The sequence below is a fragment of the Streptomyces sp. NPDC055239 genome (assembly GCF_053606205.1).
In genome coordinates this window covers 1-23,226 of the sequence record NZ_JBSGRD010000024.1, presented here as the reverse complement: position 1 = coordinate 23,226, position 23,226 = coordinate 1, and the positions used below count along the sequence as shown (strand labels likewise).

Annotated in this window: 24 protein-coding genes; 19 read left to right on the top strand and 5 right to left on the bottom strand. The window is 68.7% G+C overall.

Annotated features, from left to right (window positions below):
- Nucleotides 1-56 precede the first annotated feature (56 nt).
- The gene (locus ACWFRJ_RS42860; RefSeq protein WP_453544216.1) at nucleotides 57-1,661 is read left to right on the top strand and encodes an FAD-binding oxidoreductase; all 1,605 of its coding nucleotides are present in this window, start codon (nucleotides 57-59) and stop codon (nucleotides 1,659-1,661) included.
- 444 nt (nucleotides 1,662-2,105) lie between these two features.
- On the opposite strand, the gene ACWFRJ_RS42855 is transcribed toward ACWFRJ_RS42860, so the two are convergent.
- From ACWFRJ_RS42855 to ACWFRJ_RS42845, 3 genes are all read right to left on the bottom strand, one after another.
- A complete protein-coding gene (locus ACWFRJ_RS42855) occupies nucleotides 2,106-2,810 on the bottom strand; it encodes a phosphatase PAP2 family protein (protein ID WP_453544214.1) in 705 nt (234 codons plus the stop codon).
- 342 nt (nucleotides 2,811-3,152) lie between these two features.
- Entirely contained in the window at nucleotides 3,153-4,163 is a 1,011-nt protein-coding gene (locus ACWFRJ_RS42850) for a bifunctional lytic transglycosylase/C40 family peptidase (RefSeq protein ID WP_453544212.1), read from the bottom strand.
- Between the two features lie 38 nt (nucleotides 4,164-4,201).
- Complete coding sequence (locus tag ACWFRJ_RS42845) at nucleotides 4,202-4,657, bottom strand: ATP-binding protein (protein WP_453544210.1); 456 nt, start codon at nucleotides 4,655-4,657, stop codon at nucleotides 4,202-4,204.
- Nucleotides 4,658-4,855: 198 nt separating this feature from the next.
- Here ACWFRJ_RS42845 and ACWFRJ_RS42840 point away from each other — a divergent pair, with 198 nt between their 5' ends.
- The 6 genes from ACWFRJ_RS42840 (at nucleotide 4,856) to ACWFRJ_RS42815 (ending at nucleotide 7,903) form a co-directional block, all read left to right on the top strand.
- Nucleotides 4,856-5,701, top strand: coding sequence for a helix-turn-helix domain-containing protein (locus ACWFRJ_RS42840; RefSeq protein WP_453544208.1), 846 nt, complete (start codon nucleotides 4,856-4,858; stop codon nucleotides 5,699-5,701).
- Nucleotides 5,702-5,712: 11 nt separating this feature from the next.
- Nucleotides 5,713-5,901 carry a DUF397 domain-containing protein gene (locus ACWFRJ_RS42835; protein ID WP_453544206.1) on the top strand — a complete coding sequence of 63 codons (189 nt, stop codon included), beginning with the start codon at nucleotides 5,713-5,715 and terminating at the stop codon, nucleotides 5,899-5,901.
- Nucleotides 5,894-6,082, top strand: a complete 189-nt coding sequence (locus ACWFRJ_RS42830) for a DUF397 domain-containing protein (RefSeq protein WP_453544204.1) — start codon at nucleotides 5,894-5,896, stop codon at nucleotides 6,080-6,082. The genes ACWFRJ_RS42835 and ACWFRJ_RS42830 overlap by 8 nt, the downstream gene beginning before the upstream one ends.
- On the top strand, nucleotides 6,075-6,536 hold the full coding sequence (locus tag ACWFRJ_RS42825; RefSeq protein WP_453544202.1) for an adenylyltransferase/cytidyltransferase family protein: 462 nt from the start codon (nucleotides 6,075-6,077) through the stop codon (nucleotides 6,534-6,536). The genes ACWFRJ_RS42830 and ACWFRJ_RS42825 overlap by 8 nt, the downstream gene beginning before the upstream one ends.
- A gap of 234 nt (nucleotides 6,537-6,770) precedes the next feature.
- On the top strand, nucleotides 6,771-7,022 hold the full coding sequence (locus tag ACWFRJ_RS42820) for a DUF397 domain-containing protein (RefSeq protein ID WP_453544200.1): 252 nt from the start codon (nucleotides 6,771-6,773) through the stop codon (nucleotides 7,020-7,022).
- Nucleotides 7,023-7,225: 203 nt separating this feature from the next.
- Nucleotides 7,226-7,903: a DUF4232 domain-containing protein gene (locus tag ACWFRJ_RS42815; RefSeq protein WP_453544198.1), complete on the top strand. Its 678-nt coding sequence runs from the start codon at nucleotides 7,226-7,228 to the stop codon at nucleotides 7,901-7,903.
- Between the two features lie 32 nt (nucleotides 7,904-7,935).
- On the opposite strand, the gene ACWFRJ_RS42810 is transcribed toward ACWFRJ_RS42815, so the two are convergent.
- Nucleotides 7,936-8,577, bottom strand: coding sequence for an NADPH-dependent F420 reductase (locus ACWFRJ_RS42810; RefSeq protein ID WP_453544196.1), 642 nt, complete (start codon nucleotides 8,575-8,577; stop codon nucleotides 7,936-7,938).
- Nucleotides 8,578-8,666: 89 nt separating this feature from the next.
- Nucleotides 8,667-9,440 (bottom strand): TetR/AcrR family transcriptional regulator, encoded by a 774-nt coding sequence (locus ACWFRJ_RS42805; RefSeq protein WP_453544194.1) that lies wholly within the window; start codon nucleotides 9,438-9,440, stop codon nucleotides 8,667-8,669.
- 94 nt (nucleotides 9,441-9,534) lie between these two features.
- Between ACWFRJ_RS42805 and ACWFRJ_RS42800 the strand changes: the two genes are divergently transcribed.
- The 12 genes from ACWFRJ_RS42800 to ACWFRJ_RS42745 all read left to right on the top strand — a co-directional run bounded on the left by ACWFRJ_RS42800 (nucleotide 9,535) and on the right by ACWFRJ_RS42745 (nucleotide 23,118).
- Complete coding sequence (locus tag ACWFRJ_RS42800; protein WP_453544192.1) at nucleotides 9,535-9,756, top strand: hypothetical protein; 222 nt, start codon at nucleotides 9,535-9,537, stop codon at nucleotides 9,754-9,756.
- A 316-nt stretch (nucleotides 9,757-10,072) separates the two neighbouring features.
- On the top strand, nucleotides 10,073-11,683 hold the full coding sequence (locus tag ACWFRJ_RS42795) for a hypothetical protein (RefSeq protein WP_453544190.1): 1,611 nt from the start codon (nucleotides 10,073-10,075) through the stop codon (nucleotides 11,681-11,683).
- Nucleotides 11,684-11,989: 306 nt separating this feature from the next.
- Complete coding sequence (locus tag ACWFRJ_RS42790; protein ID WP_190083671.1) at nucleotides 11,990-12,298, top strand: hypothetical protein; 309 nt, start codon at nucleotides 11,990-11,992, stop codon at nucleotides 12,296-12,298.
- A gap of 219 nt (nucleotides 12,299-12,517) precedes the next feature.
- Nucleotides 12,518-13,357, top strand: a complete 840-nt coding sequence (locus ACWFRJ_RS42785; RefSeq protein WP_453544187.1) for a hypothetical protein — start codon at nucleotides 12,518-12,520, stop codon at nucleotides 13,355-13,357.
- Nucleotides 13,347-14,702: a hypothetical protein gene (locus ACWFRJ_RS42780; RefSeq protein ID WP_453544185.1), complete on the top strand. Its 1,356-nt coding sequence runs from the start codon at nucleotides 13,347-13,349 to the stop codon at nucleotides 14,700-14,702. Before ACWFRJ_RS42785 ends, ACWFRJ_RS42780 begins: the two co-directional genes overlap by 11 nt.
- The gene (locus tag ACWFRJ_RS42775) at nucleotides 14,699-16,258 is read left to right on the top strand and encodes an SCO6880 family protein (protein WP_453544183.1); all 1,560 of its coding nucleotides are present in this window, start codon (nucleotides 14,699-14,701) and stop codon (nucleotides 16,256-16,258) included. Before ACWFRJ_RS42780 ends, ACWFRJ_RS42775 begins: the two co-directional genes overlap by 4 nt.
- Before the next feature lie 18 nt (nucleotides 16,259-16,276).
- Nucleotides 16,277-17,710: an ATP-binding protein gene (locus ACWFRJ_RS42770; RefSeq protein WP_453544181.1), complete on the top strand. Its 1,434-nt coding sequence runs from the start codon at nucleotides 16,277-16,279 to the stop codon at nucleotides 17,708-17,710.
- 3 nt (nucleotides 17,711-17,713) lie between these two features.
- On the top strand, nucleotides 17,714-19,288 hold the full coding sequence (locus tag ACWFRJ_RS42765) for a type VI secretion protein (protein ID WP_453544179.1): 1,575 nt from the start codon (nucleotides 17,714-17,716) through the stop codon (nucleotides 19,286-19,288).
- Between the two features lie 120 nt (nucleotides 19,289-19,408).
- A complete protein-coding gene (locus ACWFRJ_RS42760) occupies nucleotides 19,409-20,344 on the top strand; it encodes an ATP-binding cassette domain-containing protein (protein WP_453544177.1) in 936 nt (311 codons plus the stop codon).
- Nucleotides 20,341-21,135, top strand: a complete 795-nt coding sequence (locus ACWFRJ_RS42755; RefSeq protein WP_453544175.1) for an ABC transporter permease — start codon at nucleotides 20,341-20,343, stop codon at nucleotides 21,133-21,135. Before ACWFRJ_RS42760 ends, ACWFRJ_RS42755 begins: the two co-directional genes overlap by 4 nt.
- Before the next feature lie 25 nt (nucleotides 21,136-21,160).
- Nucleotides 21,161-22,450 (top strand): sensor histidine kinase, encoded by a 1,290-nt coding sequence (locus ACWFRJ_RS42750; RefSeq protein ID WP_453544173.1) that lies wholly within the window; start codon nucleotides 21,161-21,163, stop codon nucleotides 22,448-22,450.
- Nucleotides 22,447-23,118: a response regulator gene (locus ACWFRJ_RS42745; RefSeq protein WP_453544171.1), complete on the top strand. Its 672-nt coding sequence runs from the start codon at nucleotides 22,447-22,449 to the stop codon at nucleotides 23,116-23,118. The genes ACWFRJ_RS42750 and ACWFRJ_RS42745 overlap by 4 nt, the downstream gene beginning before the upstream one ends.
- The last annotated feature ends 108 nt before the right edge of the window (nucleotides 23,119-23,226 follow it).

Here is a 23,226-nt window from a genome sequence, read left to right as displayed (position 1 = left end):
ACCCATGGGCCCCGTACGCCGTCTCGTACTCCATGGGAAGCAACGGGAGGCGGGTCATGGAACGACGTACGTTCATCGGCAGCACGGCGGCGGCGACGGCGGCTACGGCCTTCGCGGCGGCGGGTTGCAGCAGCTCCGGCGGGGGCAGCGGCGCTGCGGGCGCTGGGGGCGCTGGGGGCGCCACCTCCCGCAGCGCGGGCGGCTCGCGCTCCGGCACTCCCCTGCGCACGACGAGCGCCGCCGCGTCCGCCGCGTCGAACCTCACCGCCCTCGCCAAGGACCTGGACGGCACCCTGGTCAAGCCGGGCGAGGCACAGTGGGCAGCGGCCCGGCAGCTCTACAACACCCGCTACGACAACCTGAAGCCGACGGCGGTCGCGTACGTCGCGAACCCCGACGACATCCGTACGACCCTGGCCTACGCCCGCGCGCACGACGTCAAGGTCTCCATACGCAACGGCGGCCACTCCTACGGGGGTTGGTCGTCCGGCACGGGCCGCCTGATAGTCGACGTGTCGAAGCTGAACAGAACGCGCGCCAGTGGTTCGACGGCCACGGTCGGCGCGGGCGCGAAGCTGATCGACGTGTACCGCGCGCTTGCCGCGAAGGGCGTGACGATCCCGGCGGGCTCCTGCCCGACGGTAGGCATCTCCGGCCTGACGCTGGGCGGCGGTCACGGGGTGGTGTCACGGGCATACGGCCTGACCTGCGACAGCCTCACCTCGGCAACGCTCATCACGGCAGACGGCAAGCAGCTGACGGCGAGCAAGAGCGAGAACAAGGACCTCTTCTGGGCGCTGCGGGGCGCGGGGAGCGGGAACTTCGGCGTGGTGACGGAGCTGAACTTCCGCACGCACGCGGCCCCGCAGGGCGTCTCGGCGTACATGACCTGGCCCTGGTCGAAGGCTGCGGCGGTCATCAAGGCGTGGCAGGCGTGGGGCCCGGACCAGCCGGACGAGATCTGGTCGTCCGCGCACCTGGCGAACACGCCTGGCGGCACGCCCACGGTGTCCATCGCCTGCTTCTCCCTCGGCACGTACGGCGAACTCCAGAACGCGGTGGACCGCCTCGCCGACAAGATCGGCGCCCCGGCGCGCAGCGTCTCCCTCAAGCGGCGCTCGTACGAGGAGTCGATGGAGGTCTACGCGGGCTGCTCGTCCTTCTCGTCGGACGCCCAGTGCCACCTGCCGGGGTCGACGCCGGGGCGGAACACGCAGGGTGCGCTGAACCGCGAGACGTACGCGGCAAGTTCGGACTTCTTCGACCGCTCGTTGTCGGCAGCGGGCATCCGCACGCTCCTCTCCCAGGTGGAGAACGTGACGGGCGCGAGCGGGGGCAGCATCGCGCTCACCGCGCTCGGCGGCGCGATTAACCGGGTCGACCCGACGGCCACGGCCTTCGTCCACCGCCGCTCGCGGATGCTGGCGCAGTACATCGCCTCTTGGCGCCCCGGCACCTCCGGCAAGCCGGCCCAGGCCTGGCTCAAAACCGCCCACGGGGCGATGGCCCGATACGCGTCGGGCGCGGCGTACCAGAACTACGCGGACCCGACCCTGAGCAACTGGCGCGAGGCCTATTACGGTTCGGCGGCGACGCGACTGAAGAAGCTCAAGACGCAGTACGACCCGAACCGCTTCTTCGACTTCCCCCAGGCGCTGTGAGGGGGTTCAGCCCGTCCGGCGTTTGAGGACGAACTCGGCGAAGCCGGTGATGACGGCACGCACAAGGCACCAGGTCCCCGCGCCGAGCGGGTTCTCGGGGAGGGGCGGGGTTGGGGAAAAGAAGGTTCGTAGCCCGTACGGCCGCCCCCGCAACCCGAACAGCGCACCCGACACGCCCTCAGGTGGCCCCTTGCGCAGGACCCGGCTGCTCTGGGGGTATGAGCCCGAGCCCACGAATAGCCAAGGCCGCAGCAGCCACCGCCGCCACCCTCGCCCTTGCCACCCCAACGGCCCACGCCGCCAACGAAGCCGACCACCCGGCCGCAGGCCCCCTCACGGCGGCCTCCGCAGGAGTGACCGCAGCGGCGGCCGGCGCAGGCTGGTGGCTACTGAAGCGCCGCCGAGCGGAAACGAACGCGGACACGGACGCGAACCGGGACGGCGCTACGCCGCAAGATCCCGCTCATCCGGGCCGGAGGCCGACGCGGAGGGCTGAGGAAACTCCGCCACAGCCTCACCCCGAGGCTTCGCCCACACCAGCCACCCACCCCGCCCGGTCCGCCCAACAGCCTTCGCCACAGGCGTGAGCAGAGCCATGGCCAGCGGCGAGAGGAGCAACGCGACAGCCGTTCCGAGCGCGAATCCTCCGACGACGTCCGTCGGATAGTGCACGCCCATAAAGACCCGGCAGAAGCCTTCGAGCAGGGCGAGAGCTATGCCGACAAGGCCGAACTTCCGGTTGGCCACGAAAAGCCCGACGCCAAGAGCCATCGCGAGCGTCGCGTGATCGCTCACGAAGGAGAAGTCGGTCTTTCCGTGCACCAGGAGCTCGAGGCCGTCATGGTCCTTGAAAGGACGACGTCTCTCGACAAAGCCGCGGATCGGCACATTCACCAGGATGGCGATCCCGGCCGCCAACGGCGCCCAGACAACAGCGGCGACAGAGGAGGCGGCGTCATCGAGCGACCCGCGCTTTCTCTGCCCCCACCAACACCAGACGACCATCAGAACAAGCGCGAGCAACAGCCCGTACTCACCGACGAATGCCACCGACTTTGCCAGCCAGTCCGGCGAATCCCCAGCCAGGCCGTTGATGTCGTAGAGCAGGCTGACGTCGGGGTTCGACCCGGTTGTATCGAGTCCAGCCATGGTGCTGCGGCCCCTTGTCTCCTCGCCTCGGACGCACCTTGCCGTGCGCCCTTCCATCAACCCCCGTGGTCAGTGCTGCTTGCCGCGTGATCAATGCCGCTCGCTACTACTGGGTGGTCGCGCCCCTACACAGTCAAGGAAACGCGTGGTCCCCCGCACTACGTTCCACTCTCTACCGAATGATCACGCAGACGTTATCGAAGAGAGACACATCGCCGCAGCTCAGAGAAGTGTACTGACAGAGAGTTCAAGCCACATCACGCCCTGCACACACCCCCACGAGGCCCCCATTTCGGAACCCCTCAGGGCCTCGCAGGGTCTCGTAGGCCCCCTCAGCGCACCTCAGGCAGCCGACGGCTTATCGGGCACGGCATTCGCCCCGTCCTCGGTGACACGGGTCGCGCCAAAGTAATCCGGAGTGTCGATCGGGTCGAAGCGGATCACCGCACCGGCCCGCGGGGCGTTAATCATGTAGCCGCCGCCGACGTAGATCCCGACGTGCCGGATGGCGCGGGAATTGGTGAGGTCGTCCGAGAAGAACACCAGGTCACCCGGGAGCAGTTCGTCCCGTTTGGGATGTGGTCCGACGTTGTACTGGTCGTTCGCGACGCGCGGCAGATCGATATCCACGCTGCGATAGGCGGCGAGCGTAAGGCCGGAACAGTCGAACCGTCCGCCTTGCTCGGCGGTTCCATTGCCGCCCCACAGATACAGCGTGCCGAGCTTCTTCTGCGCGTAGTAGATGGCTCCCGCCGCCTGCTGCGACGGCTGCACCCTGCTGGTGGGCCGGGCGAAGCTCTTCTCCAGGTCCGTGATGGTCTTCACGTAATTCTGGGTCTCGCTGTAAGGCGGTACGCCGCCGTACTTGATGACGGCGTACGCCCCCGCGTTGTACGCGGCGAGCATGTTCTTCGTCGGGCTTCCCGGGGCGTCCTTCACATAGCTGGCGAGTTTGCAGTCGTACGAAGCGGCGGACGGGATGGCGTCCTCCGGGTCCCAGACGTTGCGATCACCGTCGCCGTTGCCGTCGACCCCGTGCGTGGCCCAGGTCCCCGGGATGAATTGCGCTATCCCCTGGGCCTTGGCCGGGCTCTTGGCGTTCGGGTTGAACCCGCTCTCCTGGTACAGCTGCGCGGCGAGCAGGGCGGGATTGATGGCTTTGCACAGGTTGCCCCACTTCTGCACGAGGGGCTGATAGCTGCTGGGCACAGCACCCTTGGCGAGCGACACACTCCCGCCCCCGCCGCCGCCCTCCATGCCCCCGGCGGCCATGTACGTCCCCACGACGAGCAGGGCGATGAAGCTCATCGCCCCACTGGCGCCGACGGCCGCGACCAGCCACGTCTTACGCACCGTCAACCACCCCTCACCCCACGGGAGTCCACCGCGCCTCAGTGTAGAGGTGGGACCTGTGCCTTAGGGGGATCACCGCCGACCTCGGCCCAGAGCAGTTTCCCGTCCCGGGCGGCACGGAGGGGATAAGCGCCCCAGGAGTCGGCGCAGGCCCGCACAAGATGCAGCCCACGCCCGCTCTCGGCGTCCGCCGACGGGACTGCCGGGCAGCCGGGTTGCCCGAATCCGGGCGGGATCTGGGGATTGGAATCCCATACGGCGACGCGGATCCCCTTCGGGGAGGAGTGACGGAGCCGGAGGGCGTAGGGGCCTTCGGTATGACAGTGGGCGTTGTTGAGCATCTCGGCGGCGAGAAGCTCCGCGGTGGGCGCAAGCTCGGAGAGCCCGTAGGTGGCAAGCACGGCACGGAGGGTGGCGCGGGCGATGCCGGGGGCGCGGGGGTCGTGCGGGAGTTGGAGGGTGTAGGTCCAGGGCGGGGATACGGTGGGCTTCACGGAAGTCTCCGTTCAGAGCGGGGAGTTGCGGGTCTGCCCAGTGACGATTGCCGCTCCGTCGAGCGGGGTGCTTCCGGGCGGGTGGCCTGGCACTCAAAGTAGCGTGAAGGAATAAGGTCTTAGTCCTAGTTAGCTGAAGGGCTGACTTAACCACCCGTGTGAGTGACATGGCGGCGTCTAGGGAGAACGGCAGTGCCCATGAGGAGCACCCCAACGGGGCGCCAACTCCGGTTGGGAAGCGAGCTGCGCAAGCTGCGCGAGCGCTCAGGTCTCTCGTCGACTGACGCTGCACAGCTGCTTGGGATCAAGCAGAACCAGGTCAGCAACATGGAATCCGGCCGCCTCGGCGTCAGTTCGGACCGCGTGCGCATGCTGGCCTGCCACTACGACTGCCCGGACAAGGTCCTCGTCGAGGCCCTCACGCGTATGACGAACGACCGCAAGCGTGGCTGGTGGGAGGAGTACCGCGAACTACTGCCCAGCTTGTTGCTCGACTTGGCCGAGCTGGAGCATCACGCCCAGTCAGTGCGTGACGCCACCACGGCACGCATCCCAGGTCTGCTCCAGACACGTGACTACGCCCGTGAGATCTTCCGCCAGGCCGTCACCGAACTGTCGCCGCCAGACATGGAGCACCGCATCTCGTTCCGCATCAAGCGACAGTCAGTCCTGTACCGCGACAACCCCACGCCGTACCAGGCCGTAGTCCACGAAGCGGCCCTCCGCATGAAGGTCGGCGGCCCGGCGACCGCCCGTGATCAGCTGCAGCACCTGCTCGACATGAGCGAGCGGGACCACATCACCCTGCGTGCAATCAGCTTCGACGCCGGGGCCTACCCAGGCTCGGGGCAGTCGATCTATTACGCACACGGCCCTGTACCGCAGTTGGACACCGTGCACCTCGACCAGTCCCACGGCATCGCATTCCTCGACGCTGAGGCGCAACTGCACAAGTACCGAACGCTTTTCGACCGGCTCGACGCGGTCTCCCTCGCCCCCGCAAAAACTCGGGACCTGATCCACAACGTCATGCAAGGCCTGTGAAGGAGCGCCTGATGAACCAGCACTGGCAGAAGTCGTCCTACTGCTCGGAGGGCAACTCCTGCGTACACGTCGCCGCACCCCCAGCCGGAACGGCGATCCATCTAACGGAGAGCGCCGACCCCACCGGAGCGATACTCACCGCACAACCCACAGCCTTCGCAGCACTGATCCGCACCACGAAGAGGCGCCGCCATGCCTGACCCGTGGCAGAAGTCGTCCTACTGCCAGGAAGGCGACGCTTGCGTACACGTCGCCGCACTCCCAGCCGGAACGGCGATCCATCTAACGGAGAGCGCCGACCCCACCAAAGCGACACTCACCGCACAACCCACAGCCTTCGCAGCACTGATCCGCACCACGAAGAGGACCCGCCGTGCCTGACGGCGAAGGCGACTCCTGCGCGCACGTCACCCCGACCCGGGCGAATGTCTACGTCGACATGGTGGGAGACCTCTTCCACCCGGGACACGTAGCGCTGCTCAAGGCCGCGCGCGCCTGCGGAGAGCGGCTGCTCGTCGGCGTGTTCTCCGACGAGGTCGTGACCAAGTACAAGCGAAGACCCATCATGACCCTGGCCGAGCGGGTCACGGTGATCGAGGCATGCCGGTACGTCGACGCGGTGATACCGAACGCTCCGGAACGCGTGACGACCGAGTTCCTGGAAGATCACGACATCGCGATGGTCGTGCACGGAGACGACATTTCGCCGGATGCCATCGAAGATGTCTTCGGCCCGGTGGCCGCCGCGGGGAAGTTGCAGCTGGTGCCGTACACGGCGGGTGTCTCTACTACTGACCTCATTCGAAGATGCCTGGCGCGTGACGTCTCCTTGTGATCGGCATCGTCAGTTGAATCTCAGCAACCGAGTCCGTGGCCCCCACCGGGGCAGTACTCGCCTGAGGACCGGGGCCTGGGGCGGAGCCGCCAGGTAGCTGCAGCCGACCGGCACGCTCACTGGGATTTCTCTGCAATCCGCACCCCAACCCTCACCCCAAATGCGGACGAACCACCACACAACCGCAGTCGCCATCCCACCCATCCCAAAAAAGTCCCACGAAGGACCCTCCTCATGACCGACACCCCCGCCTCCACCCCCACCCCCGGCATCCCGTCGAACCTCGAATGGATCCGCGCCGCCCCCGAGGGGGAGGAAGGACCGGGCCCCTGGATCGAGATCGCGCACGGCCCGGGGGACGCCGTGTACCTCCGGGAGACCAGCGACCCCGAGAACGTCGTGACCACGACGGAGAAGAAGTGGGAAGCCTTCGTACTCGGCGTCCAGGCGGGCGAGTTCGACCACTTCGTGGAGGGCGTCGAGTAACGGCCCTACGTCGGACCATCCCGCATCACCATCCCAAGAAGGGCGCATTTCCGCAGGTCAAACCAGCATTGCCATCCCATCGTCCCGTAAGGGCCAGCGCTCCTTGCCCCCGCCAAGCCCCTCCCCCTTAGCTGTGATCGCCAACGAACGGCACCGAACGGCACCGAACGGCACCAAGAGACAGCGCTACTCCGGGGGAACTCATGAAGCACACCCGTAAGGCCGTCGCGGCGGTCATCGGCCTCGTCGCCGCCCTCTCGCTCACCGCGTGCAACGGCGACGACAACGCGGCGGAGAACACGACCACCTCACCCACCGCGTCAGCGGACAAGGGCGACGGCAACGACGGCTCCGACGCCGGCCCAGGCGCTGGAGAGCCCTCCGGCGGCGGCGAAAGCAACCAGGGCACAGCCGCCGGGACCGACGACAACCAGGGCGACAACGAGGGCGGCAAGGTCGGCATCTGCCGTACGGACGAGCTCGAAGTGAACGCCGCCGACAACACCACCGACAAGAAGGAAGGCGTTGTCACCGTCTCCTTCAAGAACGGCGGCGGCCGCGACTGCGCCATCAACGGCTACGCGGGAGTCGACCTGACGGCGTCCACGGGCGACACCCTCTCCGTCGACCGCAACGGGGAGTCCCCGGCCCGGGACATCCTGAAGGACGGCGAGACCGCCGCCTTCAACATCACGTTCGCGTACAACAACTCGGGCGGCTCCGGCGTCCGCATCACAAGCCTCGTCGTCACGCCCCCGAACGAGACCAAGCACGTCACCCTCGACTGGCCCGCGGGCACGCTCCCGGTCACCGACGGCGAGAGCGCGGTCAAGCTGGAGATCGGCCCGGTCGCCAAAGTCAGTGATTCCCCGGCCGGCTGACGGCCCCACCACCAGCGGCCCCCGTCACCTGCTCAAACGGTACGGGCACGCGGACGCACCACCTTGATGCCGAACCCGTACGACCCGATCGCCTCCGCCACCCCCATGAACAGCAGCGCGAAGTGTTCCTGACCGCGCGCGGTCCCGATGCCTCCCAGGTCGAGCTGGGAGGCATCCGGCCATCCCAGGTCACCGAGCAGCTGCCGCGTCGTCCGCTTGGCAGCGGCATCGTCACCGGAGAGGAAGATCGTGCCCGTCTCCTCCAGACTCCCCGGGTCTTTCATCACGACCGAATCGACGGTGGCGAGCGTCTTGACCACCGGCGTCTCGGGAAATGCCGCCTGAATCTCCTCACTGAGGCTGTAGTTGGGATGAGAGAGCTCCATACCCTCCGTAAAGCCGACACCGATGTCGACCAGCAACTTCCCCGCCAGGGCGCCCGCGCCGATTTCGTTCAGCACGTCCATCGAAGCCGTGCCGGGAGTGGCGTTGACCAACACCTCTCCGTGTTCGGCGGCCTCGGCAAGACCGACGACGGCGAACTCGCCAAGCGCCTCCGCCCCTCCCCGCTCTTTCGGGTGGCGCGACCCCAGCACGACGTCATGCCCCGCCGCCTGCCAGCCGGTCGCCAGTGCGCGAGCGACATTTCCAGTTCCGAGCAATCCGATTCTCATGAGCAGGACGCTAACTAGCCCCGCAGCAAAGAAGATCGGGCCCGAGCCCTATGTCGCATCGGCCCGTCGACGTACCCCGGGAGACCGAGCTACGACCGAACCGGACCGGTCGGGGTCGGGCTGAAGAGCTTGGTCAGGTGGTAGTCGAGGGTGCCGCGTACGTCGTCCAGGGTGCGGCGCTCGTGCAGTACATCCCCGCCGAGCCCGACCGCCGCGGCCACCAGCAGGTCCGCCTCTCGCCGGGCGTCCAGGCCGGGGGCCGTCTGCCCGTCCGCCTGGGCCGTGGCGATGAAACCGGCGACGAGCTCCTCCAGGGGGTGCTCGCCGCTCAGGAAGACCGCCGCGATCGCGGGGTCGGTGAGGCTGCGGGCGTAGTACGCGGAGAGCACCCGCAGCGCCATGGCCCGTTGGGCGTCCAGCGGCAGGAACTCGTCCAGCAGCGCGCTCAGTACGCCGCGCAGGTTCGCGGGGTCGAAGCGGACGCGGGTCCTGGCGAGGCGTTCGTTCTCGCGGTGGAGCAGGTGCAGGGCGGCGACGAGGAGCTCGTGCTTGTCGGCGAAGTGGTACTGCACCACCCGTAGCGACACCCCCGCCTCGGCCGCGATCTCCCGCATGCTCGCCGCGTCCAAGCCCCGCTCGGCCGCGATGCGCCACACCGCCTCGGCGATCTGGCGGCGCCTGCGCGACCGGGCGTCGGACGATGACGTGGGGCGCTCGGGCGCCGGGACGGGGGGCCGTTTCCGCTGTCGGTAGGCCCTCGCCTGACAGCTGCGGGAGCAGTAGAGAGCGGGGCGGCCACGCTTGCCCGCGGCGTTCATTCCGGCACGGCAGACCGTGCAGCGGGTTCTTGTTTCGTCACGCACGCCTTCCAGTATAGGACCTGAAATGTGTGACGTATTAGAGAGAAGGCACCTTGCAGGGGAGGAAATTGAGAAACTCCGCTGATACGTTCGTAACGTGAAATACGACATCCTGCAAGTACTCGGCGCACTCCTGATGTGCTTCTCCGCGCAAGGCCTCATCCGGCTGCTCATCGACCACGACTACACCGGCCTCCTCGGCTGGCTCCCCGGCGGCTTCGCAGTCCTCCTGGTCGCCTACACCGCGGTGCTCGCCGCCGGAGTACTCCTGACCGGGCGGTCCTACACCCGCGCGAAGGCGCTCGGACGCCGCAGCTAAGGGGTGCTGGGGCTGTTGACGGGTGTCCAACTTTCCCCGATCGTATGGGAATTGGGCGCAAATCAACGCGCCGCGTTGTAACGGCTGGGGGGAGCCGAACATGCAGCCTGGGGACGAGAACACCACGCCTGGCGACGGGCCCAGAGACGCCATTCCTGGCGGGGGCGGGGACAGGGACGGGGATAGAGATGGGGGCGGGGACAGAAGTGGGGACGGCGAAAGCCAGAGACCCACGCCCGAGGCGGCACCCCTAGCCCCTGCAGCCCCTGCAGCCCCCCAAGCCCCCCACGGCGTCCAGTTCGGGCCGCCTCCCCCGATGGCACCGCCACCACCCCCCTCCGCACCACCCGCACCACCCGCTCCCTTCGCCCCACCTCCATACGCCCCACCCGCACCCCAACCCGCCCCCGACGCCCTCCGCGCCCTCTCCGCCGGGATCCTCAACCTCACCGGCCTCGGACTCGGCTACGTACTCCTGAAGCAGTGGTTCCTTGCCGCCCTCTGCTGGGCCGCGACCGCCACGCTCCTCTTCCTCGCGCTCCCCGCCGAGGTCGACGGCGTCCCCGGCGGCGTACTCATCGGGTTCGTGGCCTTCCTGCTCCTCGCCGCGGCCGACGGGGCCCGCCGCGCCCTCCGTACCTCCCAGAACTGGCCGCTGCGCACGCCGCTCGTCTTCGGGATCGGGCTCGTCCTGCTCGCCGTTCCCGCCGGCGGCGTCATCGCGTACGACGCCGCGCGTGACGAAGCCGTCGAGGAGATGCTGCTCGACCGGCTCGACAAGGCCGACAAGATCGTCACGGCCGCCGACGGCACCGCCTTCGCCTCGGCCGAGGACGACTACCGCGCCGCCCTCGCCATCTACCGCGACCTCGGCGACGACCACCCCGGCTCGAAGGCCGCCAAGCGCGTCCCGGACAGCCTCACCGCGTACTACAAGTCCGTCGCCGCCCCCTATGACGCGCGCAAGTACTGCGAAGCGCTGAAGCCCCTTCAGTACCTCCGCACCCTCCCCGGCTCCCTCGGCAAGGACCGCCTCGGCACGCTCGCCACCTGGCCCGACGACCGCCTGGCCACCTCCCTCTACGAGTGCGGCAACCAAGGACTCGGCACCAGCTCCACAGCCGGCACAGCGGGCGGCACAGCGGGCGGCGACGAATTCGGCCAGCTCCTGCGTACGTTCCCCGACTCCGACCAGGCAGGAAAGGTCGAGCCCGCCATCCGCGAGGCCATCACCTCTCGCTCGTCGGACCTGAAGGGCTCCGACCCCTGCAAGGCCACCGAGGAGCTGCGCAGCATCGGCACCACCGCCGAGGCCCTCCCCGACAGTGCGGGCGACGGACTCTCCGGTGACGCCGCGAGCGCGGTGGAGTCGGGGGCGTACGCGTGCGGCGTGGACGAGTTCAAGGACGGGAAGTTCACGGAAGCGGCGAAGACGCTCAACGACTTCGCCGGGACCTACAAGAGCAACGGCAAGCGCGACCGTGCCAAGGACATCGCCATCGCCGCCGAGATCGCCGAATCCCGCCCGGCAGCGGGCCGCAGCCTGCCACCGGCCAAGTCGCCGGGCGGCGCGCGGCTCACGTACGTCGTCGAGAACGGCGGCCCGGGCCCGCTCGAAGTCCTCTACACCGGTCCGACCACCGGCACCCTCAAGCTCTCGGCGTGCAGCGGCTGCAAGACGTACACGAACCGGGCCCAGGGCAAGAAGTCCTGCCTGGCGGGCAAGGGGTATCCGAACAAGACGCTCCACCTGCCCCCGGGTGACTACCACTTCCTCTACAAGCGCGACGCGAGCGCCGTGGGCGGCGTCCGCAACAACACCGAGGGCAGCAAGGTTCAGCCCGGCTACCGCTACACCGACTGCTCGTACGTCGTGACGGGCGGCGGCCTCGGTGGCCTTGACGGCCTGGATGGCCTGGACGGCTAGGACGGCTGGGACGGTCTCAGTGGCTGGGACAGTCTGGATGGCCTCGACGGGCCTCCATGACCCATGATGTGAGTGTCCATCATGGGGTCAGGTCAGAATGAGACCTGGTCAGAGGGCTCGCCGGGCCGTCATTGCCCGGCGTCACTCACCGTGATACACAGAGTGACCATACGTTTCAGCCAACGAATGACGCCAAGTCGACATGCACTGGCCCATTTGTCGGCGAGAATCGGCGAGAATGAGCTGTCCTCTGCGCTGCGGTAGGCAGAGGTGACGGAACAACCCACTAGGGGCGGTGAGTTACACATGCTTTTGGCAGCCGAAAAAGGCGACATCACCACCATCATCGGCGGGATCGCCCCCGACTGGGGCCCCTTCGGAAGTCTGGGCAACGAGGCACGGGTGATGATCGAGGTCGTGATGGCGATCGCCATCCTCCTCTGTCTCGGCATTGCGATCTGGGGCGCGGCGAAGCAGCGCATCGGCGCGACGGCGCTGCGCGACACCTTCAGCGCGGAGCAGGGCAAGGGCCTGATCATCGCGGGCCTGACCGGCGTCTTCATCATCGGATCGCTCGGCACGGTCTTCACCATCGTGTACGGCATGGCGGTCTAGCCCCTCGCCGCTCCCTCCCCCGCTCCCTCACGTCCCGCCTCTCCCCGCCTGCTCCCCCGTCCCCTCACTCTGTCCCCCTCCGACCCACCCGTCCGTCGCGCCCACCGGCTGAGGTTGCAACTCCCTGATGTCGAGTCACCACACCGCGCCCGCGCGGGAATCAGCACGGCTACCGTCGTACGTGGCGGTTCACCGAGAGGTTGAGGGGGCGTACGCGGCATGAGTCTCGACGACGAGCGGAACGACAGCCTCTACGGCGGCTCGGGCGAGACCCGGACGCGGCTCCCCGAGGGCGAGGGGGGCGGTCAGGATGTCTACGGGGGAGGGCGCAGATCCAGCCGTTCTTCGTCACGGAGCCTCGTGACGGTGGTCGGTGTGGTGGTCGTGCTCATCGCGGCTATCGCGTTCGCGAATCGTGGTGACGGCGGGGGCGGCGAGGAGGCCGCCGGGGACGGCAAGAAGGCGGGGGCGGACCCGACGGCCGCGTCCGGGGCGCGGCCTGTCGACGGGAAGACGTCGGGGATTCCGTCCGGGTACGCGAAGAGTGAGCAGGGTGCGCAGTCCGCCGCGTCCAACTACGCGGTGGCGCTCGTCTCGTCCGACATCCTCAAGCCTGCCCGCAGGGCCGAGATCGTGCGTCAGATCTTCGTGCCCGACAAGGTGAGCGAGCTTGAGCAGCAGTTCGGCAAGACGTACTCAAAGGACTTCCTGGACAAGGTCGGCCTGGACGCGAACGGCAACGCCAAGCCCGGCCAGACCTACGTCTCCCGCACCCTGCCCGTCGGCACCAAAGCAACGGCGTACGCGAACAGCTCGGCGACCGTGCAGGTGTGGTGCACCGGCGCATTCGGGACAGCCGGGCAGGACACGACGAACCCCGTGAGCAACGACTGGTTCACCATGACGTTCAAGATGCGGTGGTCCGGCGGGGACTGGAAGGTCGAGCGGTACTTGTCGAAGGACGGCCCGGCTCCCGTGAACGGCGACAACAAGGTCTCCACGGCCGACGAGATCGCCAAGGCAGTCAAGGAGTACGGAGGGTTCACGTATGCCCGGTAGCCGACGTGCCCTGAAGCTCACGGCCGCGGCTGCGGCCGTGCAGTCCGCGGCGGTCCTGCTGGCTTCGCGTGCCTACGCGGCGCCGGACGACGAAAAGTGTGACCTCATCGTCGGCCCCGCCAAAAAGTACTGCGAAAAAGGCAGCGGCGGCAGCAGCGACGGTGGCGGCAAGTACCCCACCGACGCCCCCATCGACTCCACCGCCGACCCCCTCTCCTCCCTGGCGAAGGGCTGCGCGGAAGCCGCGTCCTGGACCGTCGACAAGCTGTCCGAGGCCGTCAAGAAGACCGCCGCCGTCGACTTCACCAACCCCAGCTTCCTGAAGCAGTACGCGGTCGTCTTCGCCGCGTCCACCATCCTGACCCTGCTCCTCTGGCTCCTGGCCGTCGCCAAGCGCGCGGTGCGAGGCGTCCCCCTCACCACCGCGCTCTCCGAAGCCATCGGGTTCCTGTGGCTGACGGTCCTCGCCTCCGCCTTCACGCCGCTGATCCTCTACACGGTCGTCTCGGCGGCCGACGGCGTGAGTGACGTCATCGCGAAAGCGACCGGCGGTCAGACCGACACGTTCTTCGGGACGTTCTCGGAAGCACTGAAGAAGGGCGACGACATCGGCGGCGGGCCGATCATGCTGATCGTCGTCTCGCTCGTGTCGATCCTCGCGGCCGGTGTCCTCTGGCTCGAGCTCGTCATCCGGGCCGCGCTGCTCTACGTGGGCGCGCTGCTCGGCACCGTCGTGTACGCGGGTCTCGTCGACAAGAACCTGTGGACGCACGTCCGCCGCTGGGCGGGGATCATGATCGCGGTGATCCTGGTGAAACCGATCATCGTCATCGTGCTCGGCCTGGCCGGCGCGCTCTCCGCCGGTGACGGGCCCGACTCCTTCTCGGCGGTCGTCTCCGGGCTCTCGATCATCCTGCTCGCCATCTTCGCGAGCGCCATGATCTACCGCTTCGTCCCCGGCTTCGGCGACGAGATCGCCAACTCCCGCAACAACCGCATCTCCCAGGGCGCGGAGAACCGCGCCGCGGCCGTCATCTCGTCCCCCGCGTCCCTCGTCTCCCAGGGCATCAAGACCCACAGCTCCCGCGGAAACGGCGGAGACGGAGGCGGCAACAGCCAGCCGCGTCCCGCCAACCCCGTGAGCGGCGGCGTCGCAGCCCACAGCTCCCGCGGCGGCGGGGGCGGCGGAGGCGGCTCATCCAGCGGCGGCGGATCTGTCCCCTCCGCCGCGCCCCCGCCCAGGGGCAGCGCGACCAGCACACCGCACGCGCGCAACCGCGGCTCGGGCGGCTCAGGAAACGGTTCCACTGGCAGTACCAAACGCACGGGAGGTGAAGGGCGTTGACGACTCAGTCCCACGTGTCGCAACCGATCGCGCCCCGCCGCACATATCTGATCGGCCGCGCGCGGCCGAACGCGATCGTCGGCAAGAACCGGGAGACCGGCGAGATCGCGATGATCATCGCGGGCGCCTTCCTGGGGATGATGTGCGGGCTCCTCGTCCCGGTCCTCTCCCTGCGCATCGTGCTGCTCATGGGCTTCCCCATGCTCGCGATCGCCGCGGTCTACGTCCCCTACAAGGGCCGCACGTTCTACAAGTGGTTCGAGATCAACCGCAGCTACAAGCGCTCCCTCAAGCGCGGCACCGCCTACCGCTCCGCCACCCCCGAGGCGGGCATCCGCTTCGACGGCAGGGAGGTCGAGGTCGGCCCGCCGCCCGGGATCGGCCGCATCAACTGGCTGGCCGCGCCCTTCGGTCCTGATGAGATCGCGGTGCTGCTGCACGCCGACCGGCGTACGGTCACCGCCGCCATCGAGATCGAGGGCCCCGGCGTCGGCCTCCGCGACTCCGAGGACCAGGAGGCGCTCGTCGACCGGTTCGGGACGCTGCTCAAGCACGTCGCGAACGGCGACGGCTTCGTGACCCGGCTCCAGATGCTCGCGCGCACCCTGCCCGCCGACCCGGACGCCCACGCCAAGGACGTCAGCATCCGCGGCGACGACCGGGCACTGCCCTGGCTGCAGCAGTCGTACGAGCAGCTCCAGTCGATGGTCTCCACCAGCAGCGAGCAGCACCGCGCGTATCTCGTGGCCTGCATGCACTACTCGCGCGATCTGGCCGCCGAGGCCCAGGCGATGGCCCGCGCCAGCCGTCCGCACGGCGGCCGGAAGCTCGACAAGGACGCAGGACTCGCGGTCGTCATGGCGCGCGAGCTGACCGACATCTGCTCGCGGCTCCAGGAAGCGGACATCCGCGTACGGCAGCCGCTCGGGCAGGGGCGGCTCTCCTCGCTCGTGCACTCCATGTACGACCCGGACCACCCCATCGACCACATCCAGGCGATGACGAAGCGCAACGCCTGGCCCGCCGAGCTCGACGCCATGGAGCCCACCTACCTCCAGGCCAAGACCCGCGAGTCCTCCACCCGCGCCCCCTGGTGCCACGCCACGGCCTGGGTGAAGGAGTGGCCGATGACGCCCGTCGGCGTCAACTTCCTCGCCCCGCTGCTCGTCCACACCCCGGACGTCATCCGCACGGTCGCCGTGACCATGGACCTCGAACCCACCGAGGTCGCCATCGAGCGCATGCTGACGGAGAAGACGAACGACGAGGCCGAGGCCAGCCGCCAGGCCAAGCTGAACCGCACGGTCGACCCCCGTGACATCGCATCGAACTCACGTCTGGACCAGCGCGGCGAGGACCTGGCGAGCGGCGCGGCCGGGGTCAATCTCGTCGGCTACATCACCGTCTCGTCCCGTTCCCCCGAGGCCCTCGCCCGCGACAAGCGCACCATCCGGGCCTCGGCGGGAAAGTCGTACCTGAAGCTGGAGTGGTGCGACCGCGAGCACCACAGGTCCTTCGTCAACACGCTGCCGTTCGCGACCGGCATCCGACGCTAGAGGCGAGGGCTGTCAACCATGCGGGATCCGCTGACCATCCTCACGGACGCCTTCACGGCCTTCCTGTTCGGGAAGGTGGAGACGACCAGACTCCCGGTCCGTACGTCGACGGGGCAGGCCCAGGCGGTCTACCTGCCGACGGCCGCACCCGGCCTCGGCGACTCCGGCGTCATCATCGGGCGCGAGGTGTACTCCGGCAAGGGGTACATCTACGACCCCTTCCAGCTGTACGGACAGCAGCTCCCGGCCCCGCACTGGCTGGTGCTCGGAGAGTCGGGCAACGGCAAGTCGGCCCTTGAGAAGACGTACGTTCTACGGCAGTTGAGGTTCAAGGACCGGCAGGTCGTCGTCCTGGACGCACAGGGCGAGGACGGCGTGGGCGAATGGAACCTCATCGCCCAGGAGCTCGGCCTGACCCCCATCCGGCTCGACCCGACGGCCGCGCTCGACATGGGGATCCGCCTCAACCCGCTGGACCCGGCGATCACCACGACCGGTCAGCTGGCCCTGCTCCGCACGATCATCGAGGTCGCGATGGGGCACGGGCTCGACGAGCGCTCGGGCTTCGCGCTCAAGGTCGCCCACGCGTACGTGAACGAGACGATCGTGGAGCGCCAGCCCGTCCTCACGGACATCGTGGAGCAACTGCGCCACCCGGAGCCCGAGTCGGCGGAAGCGATGAACGTCGCCATAGACGACGTACGGGCATGGGGTCTGGACGTCGCGCTCGTCCTCGACCGCCTCGTCGACGGTGACCTGCGGGGCATGTTCGACGGCCCGACGACGGTCGGCATCGACCTGGACTCCCCGCTCATCGTCTTCGACCTCTCGCACATCGACCGGAACTCCATCGCGATGCCGATCCTGATGGCGATCGTGGGCGTCTGGCTCGAACACACCTGGATCCGCCCGGACCGCAAGAAGCGCATCTTCCTGGTGGAGGAGGCGTGGCACATCATCAACTCCCCCTTCGTCGCGCAGCTCTTCCAGCGGCTGCTGAAGTTCGGACGACGGCTCGGGCTTTCGTTCGTGGCGGTGGTCCACCACCTGAGCGACGTGGTCGACGGAGCGGCGGCCAAGGAAGCCGCCGCGATCCTCAAGATGGCGTCGACAAGGACGATCTACGCCCAGAAGGCGGACGAGGCGAGAGCGACAGGACGGGTGCTCGGCCTGCCGCGCTGGGCGGTGGAGATCATCCCGACCCTCACGCCCGGTATCGCCGTATGGGACGTGAACGGCAACGTCCAGGTGGTCAAACACCTGATCACGGAGACCGAACGCCCCCTGGTCTTCACCGACCGCGCCATGACGGAGTCGTCGGCGGACCAACTCCTCGCCGACGACGCGCTGCGGGCGGCCGAGGCGGAGGCGGAGGAGCGAGCGGCGTACATGGAACAGCAGATGAACGATCCGTCAGCAGGGTCATCGTCGTCGAGATACGGGGTGGCGTGAGGGATGGGCTACCGGGAGGCTGAGCCCGATCACCGCGACCAGGGCGGGCGCCGCGCGTCACGGGAGCGGGGCATCCCCGACGGTGTGCTGGTCGGCGGCCTCGCCTTCGTCCTCGGTCTTACGGTCCTCGTCTGGTCGGCGACGGGCCTCGCGGGCACGTTCTCGCACGGCTCCTGGCCCAAGAACGTCACCTTCGGCAACACGCCGGTGGCGATGCGGCACCTGGTCCAGCAGCCGCACGACATCACGGGCGCGTGGCCGGCGACCCCGGCGACCCAACTCACGGGCTACGGCCTGTTCTGGGGCCTGCTGATCGGCCAGCTGATGGTGCTCGTCGTCCTCACGATCTTCATCATGGGGACGGTTACGCGGTGGCGGGCGGTACGGAGATCGAGACGCTTTCCGGTGGCGCCGACGATGGACAAACGTTCCACCCCGGCTCCGGCGGGGGAGCCGGTCGAGCACGCGGCTCAGGAAGCTGTCCCTGTCGAGGCCGCCCCCGCCGCCCCCGCTGTGGGCAGGCGTTCCGCAGGGCGGAACGGGTGGGCACAGCCAACAGCGCCGGGTGCGGATGAAAGAAGCCCCAGCCCCGAAGAGGGGCCCAGCACCGAAACCCCGAGCACAGAGAAACTGACGGTCCCCACTCCCCGTACCCCCTTGGTACTGGGCCCCCAGGAAACCCGCAGACCCCTAGCAGCAGAAGCAATCAGAGACGCAGAGGGCGCAGCCCTCGTCCTCACCTCGGACCCCACCCTGTGGGAGGAGACCAAGGACGCCAGAGCGAAGCTCGGCCCCGTCCTGGTCTACGACCCCTCACACCTCTGCGACACCCCGGCAAGAATGCACTGGTCCCCCACCTCGGGCTGCGAGGACAAGGCAACGGCGACCGAACGAGCCACCGCCCTGCTGGCCGCCATAAGGCCAAGCGCGAAACTGGACAGCACCGTCGCCGACACCGCCGAAACCCTCCTCCGCAGCTTCCTCCACGCGGCGGCGGTGGACGGCCGCCCCGTCAAGCACGTACACCGCTGGGCCCAGGGAACGGGCGTACAGGACGCGGTCCGCATCCTCCGCACCCACCAGAAGGCGGCATCGGGATCAGCGGGAGAGCTGGAGGCGGCGCTCACCGCGTACCCCGAACGTCGTGACATGGCTCAGGAGTTGACGGCACGCGCTCTGTCCGCCCTTTTCACTCTGAACGTACGAGAATCCTGCACCCCCAACAGAACCGATGCCCTCACTCTGGATTCCTTCATCGATGAAGGGGGCACGCTTTTTGTGGTGGGTGAAGCCATCGAGGATCCCAAATCGCCCAAGGGGCCGGGCGCGATGCCCCTCCTCACGGCACTCGCCTCAAGCGTGGTCGAGCACGGCCGGCGCATGGCCGAACGGTCATCCTCCGGTCGGCTCGACCCACCAATGACGCTGGTCCTCGACGATGTGGCCGCCGTGGCCCCGCTCCCCCAGCTCCCGGAGCTCCTCTCCACAGGCGCCGACCGAGGCCTGCCCACCCTGGCCCTCCTCCGCTCCCGCGAACAGGCCCGCACCCGCTGGCCCCACGCGGAACTACCCGGCTAGGACCAGCCGCACCCGGCCCGCCCCTCAGGGTCATCGTCCTACCGCGGTACTACTCGCCGCCGCCCACGTCCCGCCCCTGGTCCGACGCCACGCGCCCCCGCGGGCGCCAGCATCAGAAGCATGATTCGGGCATACGAACTCACCAAGCGCTACGGCGACAAGACCGTGGTGGAAGACCTGAGCTTCACCGTCCACCCCGGGACGGTCACCGGCTTCCTCGGACCCAACGGCGCGGGCAAGTCCACCACCATGCGGATGCTGCTCGGCCTCGACGCCCCGACCCGCGGCCGATCGACGGTCGGCGGCCGGACGTACGCGACGCACACCGCACCCCTGCACGAGGTGGGCGCGCTCCTCGAGGCGCGGTCCATCCATCCGGGCCGCACCGCCTTCCACCACCTCATGGCGCTCGCCCACACCCACGGCATCCCACGCCGCCGCGTCGATGCGGTCCTGGACCTCGTGGGCATCCACGAGGTCGCCCGCAAGCGCGTGAAGGGCTTCTCACTCGGCATGGGCCAGCGCCTCGGCATCGCGGCAGCACTCCTCGGCGACCCGGCCGCGATCATCCTCGACGAGCCGGTCAACGGCCTCGACCCCGAGGGCGTCCTGTGGATCCGCAACCTCCTCAAATCCCTTGCTGCAGAAGGCCGTACGGTCCTTGTCTCCTCGCACCTCATGAGCGAGATGGCACTGACCGCCGAGCACCTGATCATCATCGGCCGCGGCAAACTCCTCGCGGACACGACGGTCGAGACGTTCGTACGCGAGTCGGGCACCGGATCGGTCAAGGTCGTCACCCCCGAGGCGGGCCTGCTCGGCGAGCTGCTCGCCGCATCCGGCGTACAGATCACGAGTGACGCGCCGGGCGTCCTCGACGTACGTGGCACGGACGGCGAACACATCGGCCGCACGGCGGCGCTCCACGGCATCCCCGTCTTCGAACTCACCCCGCAGACGGCCTCCTTGGAGCAGGCGTTCATGGACCTGACGCGCGACTCGGTCGAGTACGCGGCATCGGTGTCCCCCGGCGTACCGGAAGGAGCAGCGGCATGAGCACCGCGACCACCACCACACTCACGTCCCCCTACCGCCTGACCTCCCGCGGAATCCTCCGCTCCGAGTGGCACAAGCTGTGGACGCTCCGCTCCACCTGGATCATGCTCGGTGTGGCGAGCGTCTTCACCATCGCCCTGGGCATGATCGTCGCCGCCACCTACACGCCCAGCCCCGGTGACAACATCGACCCGGTCACGTACGCCCTGCTCGGCACCCAGATCGGCCAGGTCGCGATCGCGGTCCTGGGCATCCTCATCACCGCGGGCGAGTACTCGACGGGCATGGTGCGGGCCACGATGGCCGCGGTGCCGCGCCGTCTTCCGGTGCTCTGGGCGAAGACCGCCGTGTTCGGCACGGTCGCGCTCGGGACGCTCCTGATCACCGACTTCCTCACGTTCCCGCTGGCCCAGCTGTTCCTCGGCGGCACCGACCTGGAGGCGTCACTCGGCGACCCCGGCATCGCACGCGCCATTGCGGGCTCGGCCGCCGGAACCGTCCTCATCGGCGTCATCGTGCTCGGCCTCGGCTCGGCCCTGCGCAGCATCCCGGGCGCGATCGGCGCGTACGTCGGCGGCCTGATCCTCCTGCCGCAGCTCGCCCTGATGATCCCGAACGACACGGTCCACGACGTCCTCGGCTACTTCCCGCTGCCCGCCTCCGAGTCCCTGGCGGCCGTGCACACCGCGTCCGGCGACCTCTCACCGGGCGCGGGCCTCCTTACGCTGTGCGCGTGGGCGGTGGCATCCCTGGCAGCGGCGGCATATCTGCTGAAGCGACAGGACGTATGAGCAACTCTCGTACGAGGATGAAGCCGTGACCGGCGACGGCGACTACAACGGGGACAGGGGCGGGGACGGCAACAGCAGTGGCCAGGACACCCAGCCGCTGACCCAGTACGTCGAGCGCGGCGTCCAGTGGGTGCGCTCCTTCGACCGGCGCCGCCCACTGGTCTGGGACGCCCTCCTGACCGGCTTCTTCATGTGCGCCGGGCTGGTCGACCTGGTGGGCGACGGCTGGCGGAACATCGCCCACAACACAGACATCTCCGCCTGGCTCTTGTACGTGATCACGGTGGCCGTCACAGTGCCGCTCCTGTGGCGCCGCAGCCATCCGCTCGCGGTGTACGCGGCCATGTTCCTGGCGGGGCTCGCCAACAACTGGACGGGGGCCGTCCTACAGGGCTCGCTCACCCTGCTCATCGTGGTCTTCAACATCGCGGTACGGCTTCCGCTGCGCACGCTGGCCTGGGCGTACGGCCTCACCGTCGTGCCGCTCCTCGTCAGCCGCATCCGCTATCCGCAGGGCAGTTGGGACCAGCAGGTCATCCCGACGATGATGAGCTTCGCCATCGTCGCCCTCCTCGGCATCGCGGTCCGCACCCGCCAGGAGTACATGGCATCCCTTGTGCAGCGCGCCAAGCAGCTCGAAGTCGAACGCGACCAGCAGGCGCAGCTCGCCACCAACGCCGAACGCACGCGCATAGCCCGCGAGATGCACGACATCATCGGCCACAATCTCTCCGTCATCACGACCTTGGCGGACGGCGGTTCGTACGCCGCCGCCAAGTCTCCCGAACGCGCCGCCCAGGCCCTCACCGCCATCGGCACCACAAGCCGCCAGGCCCTGACGGAGCTGCGCCGGCTCCTGGACGTACTGCGGGAGGAGGCTCCGGAGGCAGCCGCAGCCCTCGCTCCCCAGCCCGCCCTCACCGACCTGGACCAACTCATCGACGGGGTACGGGCCGCGGGCCTTCCGGTACGCAGCACGGTGCGCGGCCGACCCGACTCCCTCCCGGCGGGCCGCCAGCTCACGGTCTACCGCGTGGTCCAGGAGGCCCTCACGAACACCCTCAAGCACGGGGGCCCGGAGGCGACGGCTTACGTGGAGGTCGTGTACGGCGACGACGGGGTGCGGGTGGCGGTGACGGACACGGGTGCCGGGGGCAGTGCCGGGGGCAGCCTCTCTGGAACGTCCGGTCGCGGTCTCACCGGAATGCGCGAGCGAACGGCGCTCTACGACGGGACACTTGAGGCAGGCCCGCTGCGGCATCCGCCGGGCGGCTGGCAGGTAGAACTCCATCTCCCCAAGGAATCCGCTCAGTGACGACCGTGCTCATCGTCGACGACCAGCCCATGCAACGCTTCGGCTTCCGCATGCTCCTGGAGAGCCAGGACGACATGAGGGTGGTGGGCGAGGCCGGCAACGGCAGCGAGGCGGTCCGTATGACGGCCGAACTCCACCCCGACGTCGCCTTGATGGACATCCGCATGCCGGGCCTGGACGGCATCGAGGCCACGCGCCGCATCGTGGCGGCGGGCGACCGCACACGGGTCCTGATCCTCACCACGTTCGACCTGGACGAGTACGCGTACGCGGGCCTGCGAGCGGGCGCCTCGGGTTTCCTCATCAAGGACGCCCTGCCGGAGGAGCTCCTCTCCGGCATCCGGGCGGTCGCCACGGGGGACGCGGTCGTGGCTCCGAGTCTGACCCGCCGCCTCCTGGACGCGTTCGCCGATCACTTGCCGACGCGCACCGGCGAGGACGCCGCCCCTTCCCGGGACCCGCGCCTCTCCTCACTGACGGACCGGGAGCTCGAAATCCTGACGGTCATCGGGCAGGGCTGGACGAATGCGGAGATCGCGGGGCGCCTGCACCTCGCGGAGTCGACGGTGAAGACGCATGTGGGGCGCATTCTCGCGAAGACGGGGGCGAGGGACCGGGTGCAGGCGGTAATTCTGGCGTACGACACGAAATTGACGCGGCCGGCGTGACGCGTGAATTTACCCTGGAACGCAGAAAACCCCCGCACCCAGAGGGTGCGGGGGTTTCCCGTTAATAATAGTTCGGCGGCGTCCTACTCTCCCACAGGGTCCCCCCTG

What these genes read in the sequence shown, in the direction of transcription:
- ACWFRJ_RS42860 (WP_453544216.1), top strand. Translation starts at nt 57, where the DNA reads ATGGAACGACGTACGTTCATCGGCAGCACGGCGGCGGCGACGGCGGCT.
- ACWFRJ_RS42855 (WP_453544214.1), bottom strand. Translation starts at nt 2,810, where the DNA reads ATGGCTGGACTCGATACAACCGGGTCGAACCCCGACGTCAGCCTGCTC.
- ACWFRJ_RS42785 (WP_453544187.1), top strand. Translation starts at nt 12,518, where the DNA reads ATGAGTCTCGACGACGAGCGGAACGACAGCCTCTACGGCGGCTCGGGC.
- ACWFRJ_RS42810 (WP_453544196.1), bottom strand. Translation starts at nt 8,577, where the DNA reads ATGAGAATCGGATTGCTCGGAACTGGAAATGTCGCTCGCGCACTGGCG.
- ACWFRJ_RS42795 (WP_453544190.1), top strand. Translation starts at nt 10,073, where the DNA reads ATGGCACCGCCACCACCCCCCTCCGCACCACCCGCACCACCCGCTCCC.
- ACWFRJ_RS42830 (WP_453544204.1), top strand. Translation starts at nt 5,894, where the DNA reads ATGCCTGACCCGTGGCAGAAGTCGTCCTACTGCCAGGAAGGCGACGCT.
- ACWFRJ_RS42835 (WP_453544206.1), top strand. Translation starts at nt 5,713, where the DNA reads ATGAACCAGCACTGGCAGAAGTCGTCCTACTGCTCGGAGGGCAACTCC.
- ACWFRJ_RS42840 (WP_453544208.1), top strand. Translation starts at nt 4,856, where the DNA reads ATGAGGAGCACCCCAACGGGGCGCCAACTCCGGTTGGGAAGCGAGCTG.
- ACWFRJ_RS42780 (WP_453544185.1), top strand. Translation starts at nt 13,347, where the DNA reads ATGCCCGGTAGCCGACGTGCCCTGAAGCTCACGGCCGCGGCTGCGGCC.
- ACWFRJ_RS42820 (WP_453544200.1), top strand. Translation starts at nt 6,771, where the DNA reads ATGACCGACACCCCCGCCTCCACCCCCACCCCCGGCATCCCGTCGAAC.
- ACWFRJ_RS42760 (WP_453544177.1), top strand. Translation starts at nt 19,409, where the DNA reads ATGATTCGGGCATACGAACTCACCAAGCGCTACGGCGACAAGACCGTG.
- ACWFRJ_RS42790 (WP_190083671.1), top strand. Translation starts at nt 11,990, where the DNA reads ATGCTTTTGGCAGCCGAAAAAGGCGACATCACCACCATCATCGGCGGG.
- ACWFRJ_RS42765 (WP_453544179.1), top strand. Translation starts at nt 17,714, where the DNA reads ATGGGCTACCGGGAGGCTGAGCCCGATCACCGCGACCAGGGCGGGCGC.
- ACWFRJ_RS42815 (WP_453544198.1), top strand. Translation starts at nt 7,226, where the DNA reads ATGAAGCACACCCGTAAGGCCGTCGCGGCGGTCATCGGCCTCGTCGCC.
- ACWFRJ_RS42755 (WP_453544175.1), top strand. Translation starts at nt 20,341, where the DNA reads ATGAGCACCGCGACCACCACCACACTCACGTCCCCCTACCGCCTGACC.
- ACWFRJ_RS42770 (WP_453544181.1), top strand. Translation starts at nt 16,277, where the DNA reads ATGCGGGATCCGCTGACCATCCTCACGGACGCCTTCACGGCCTTCCTG.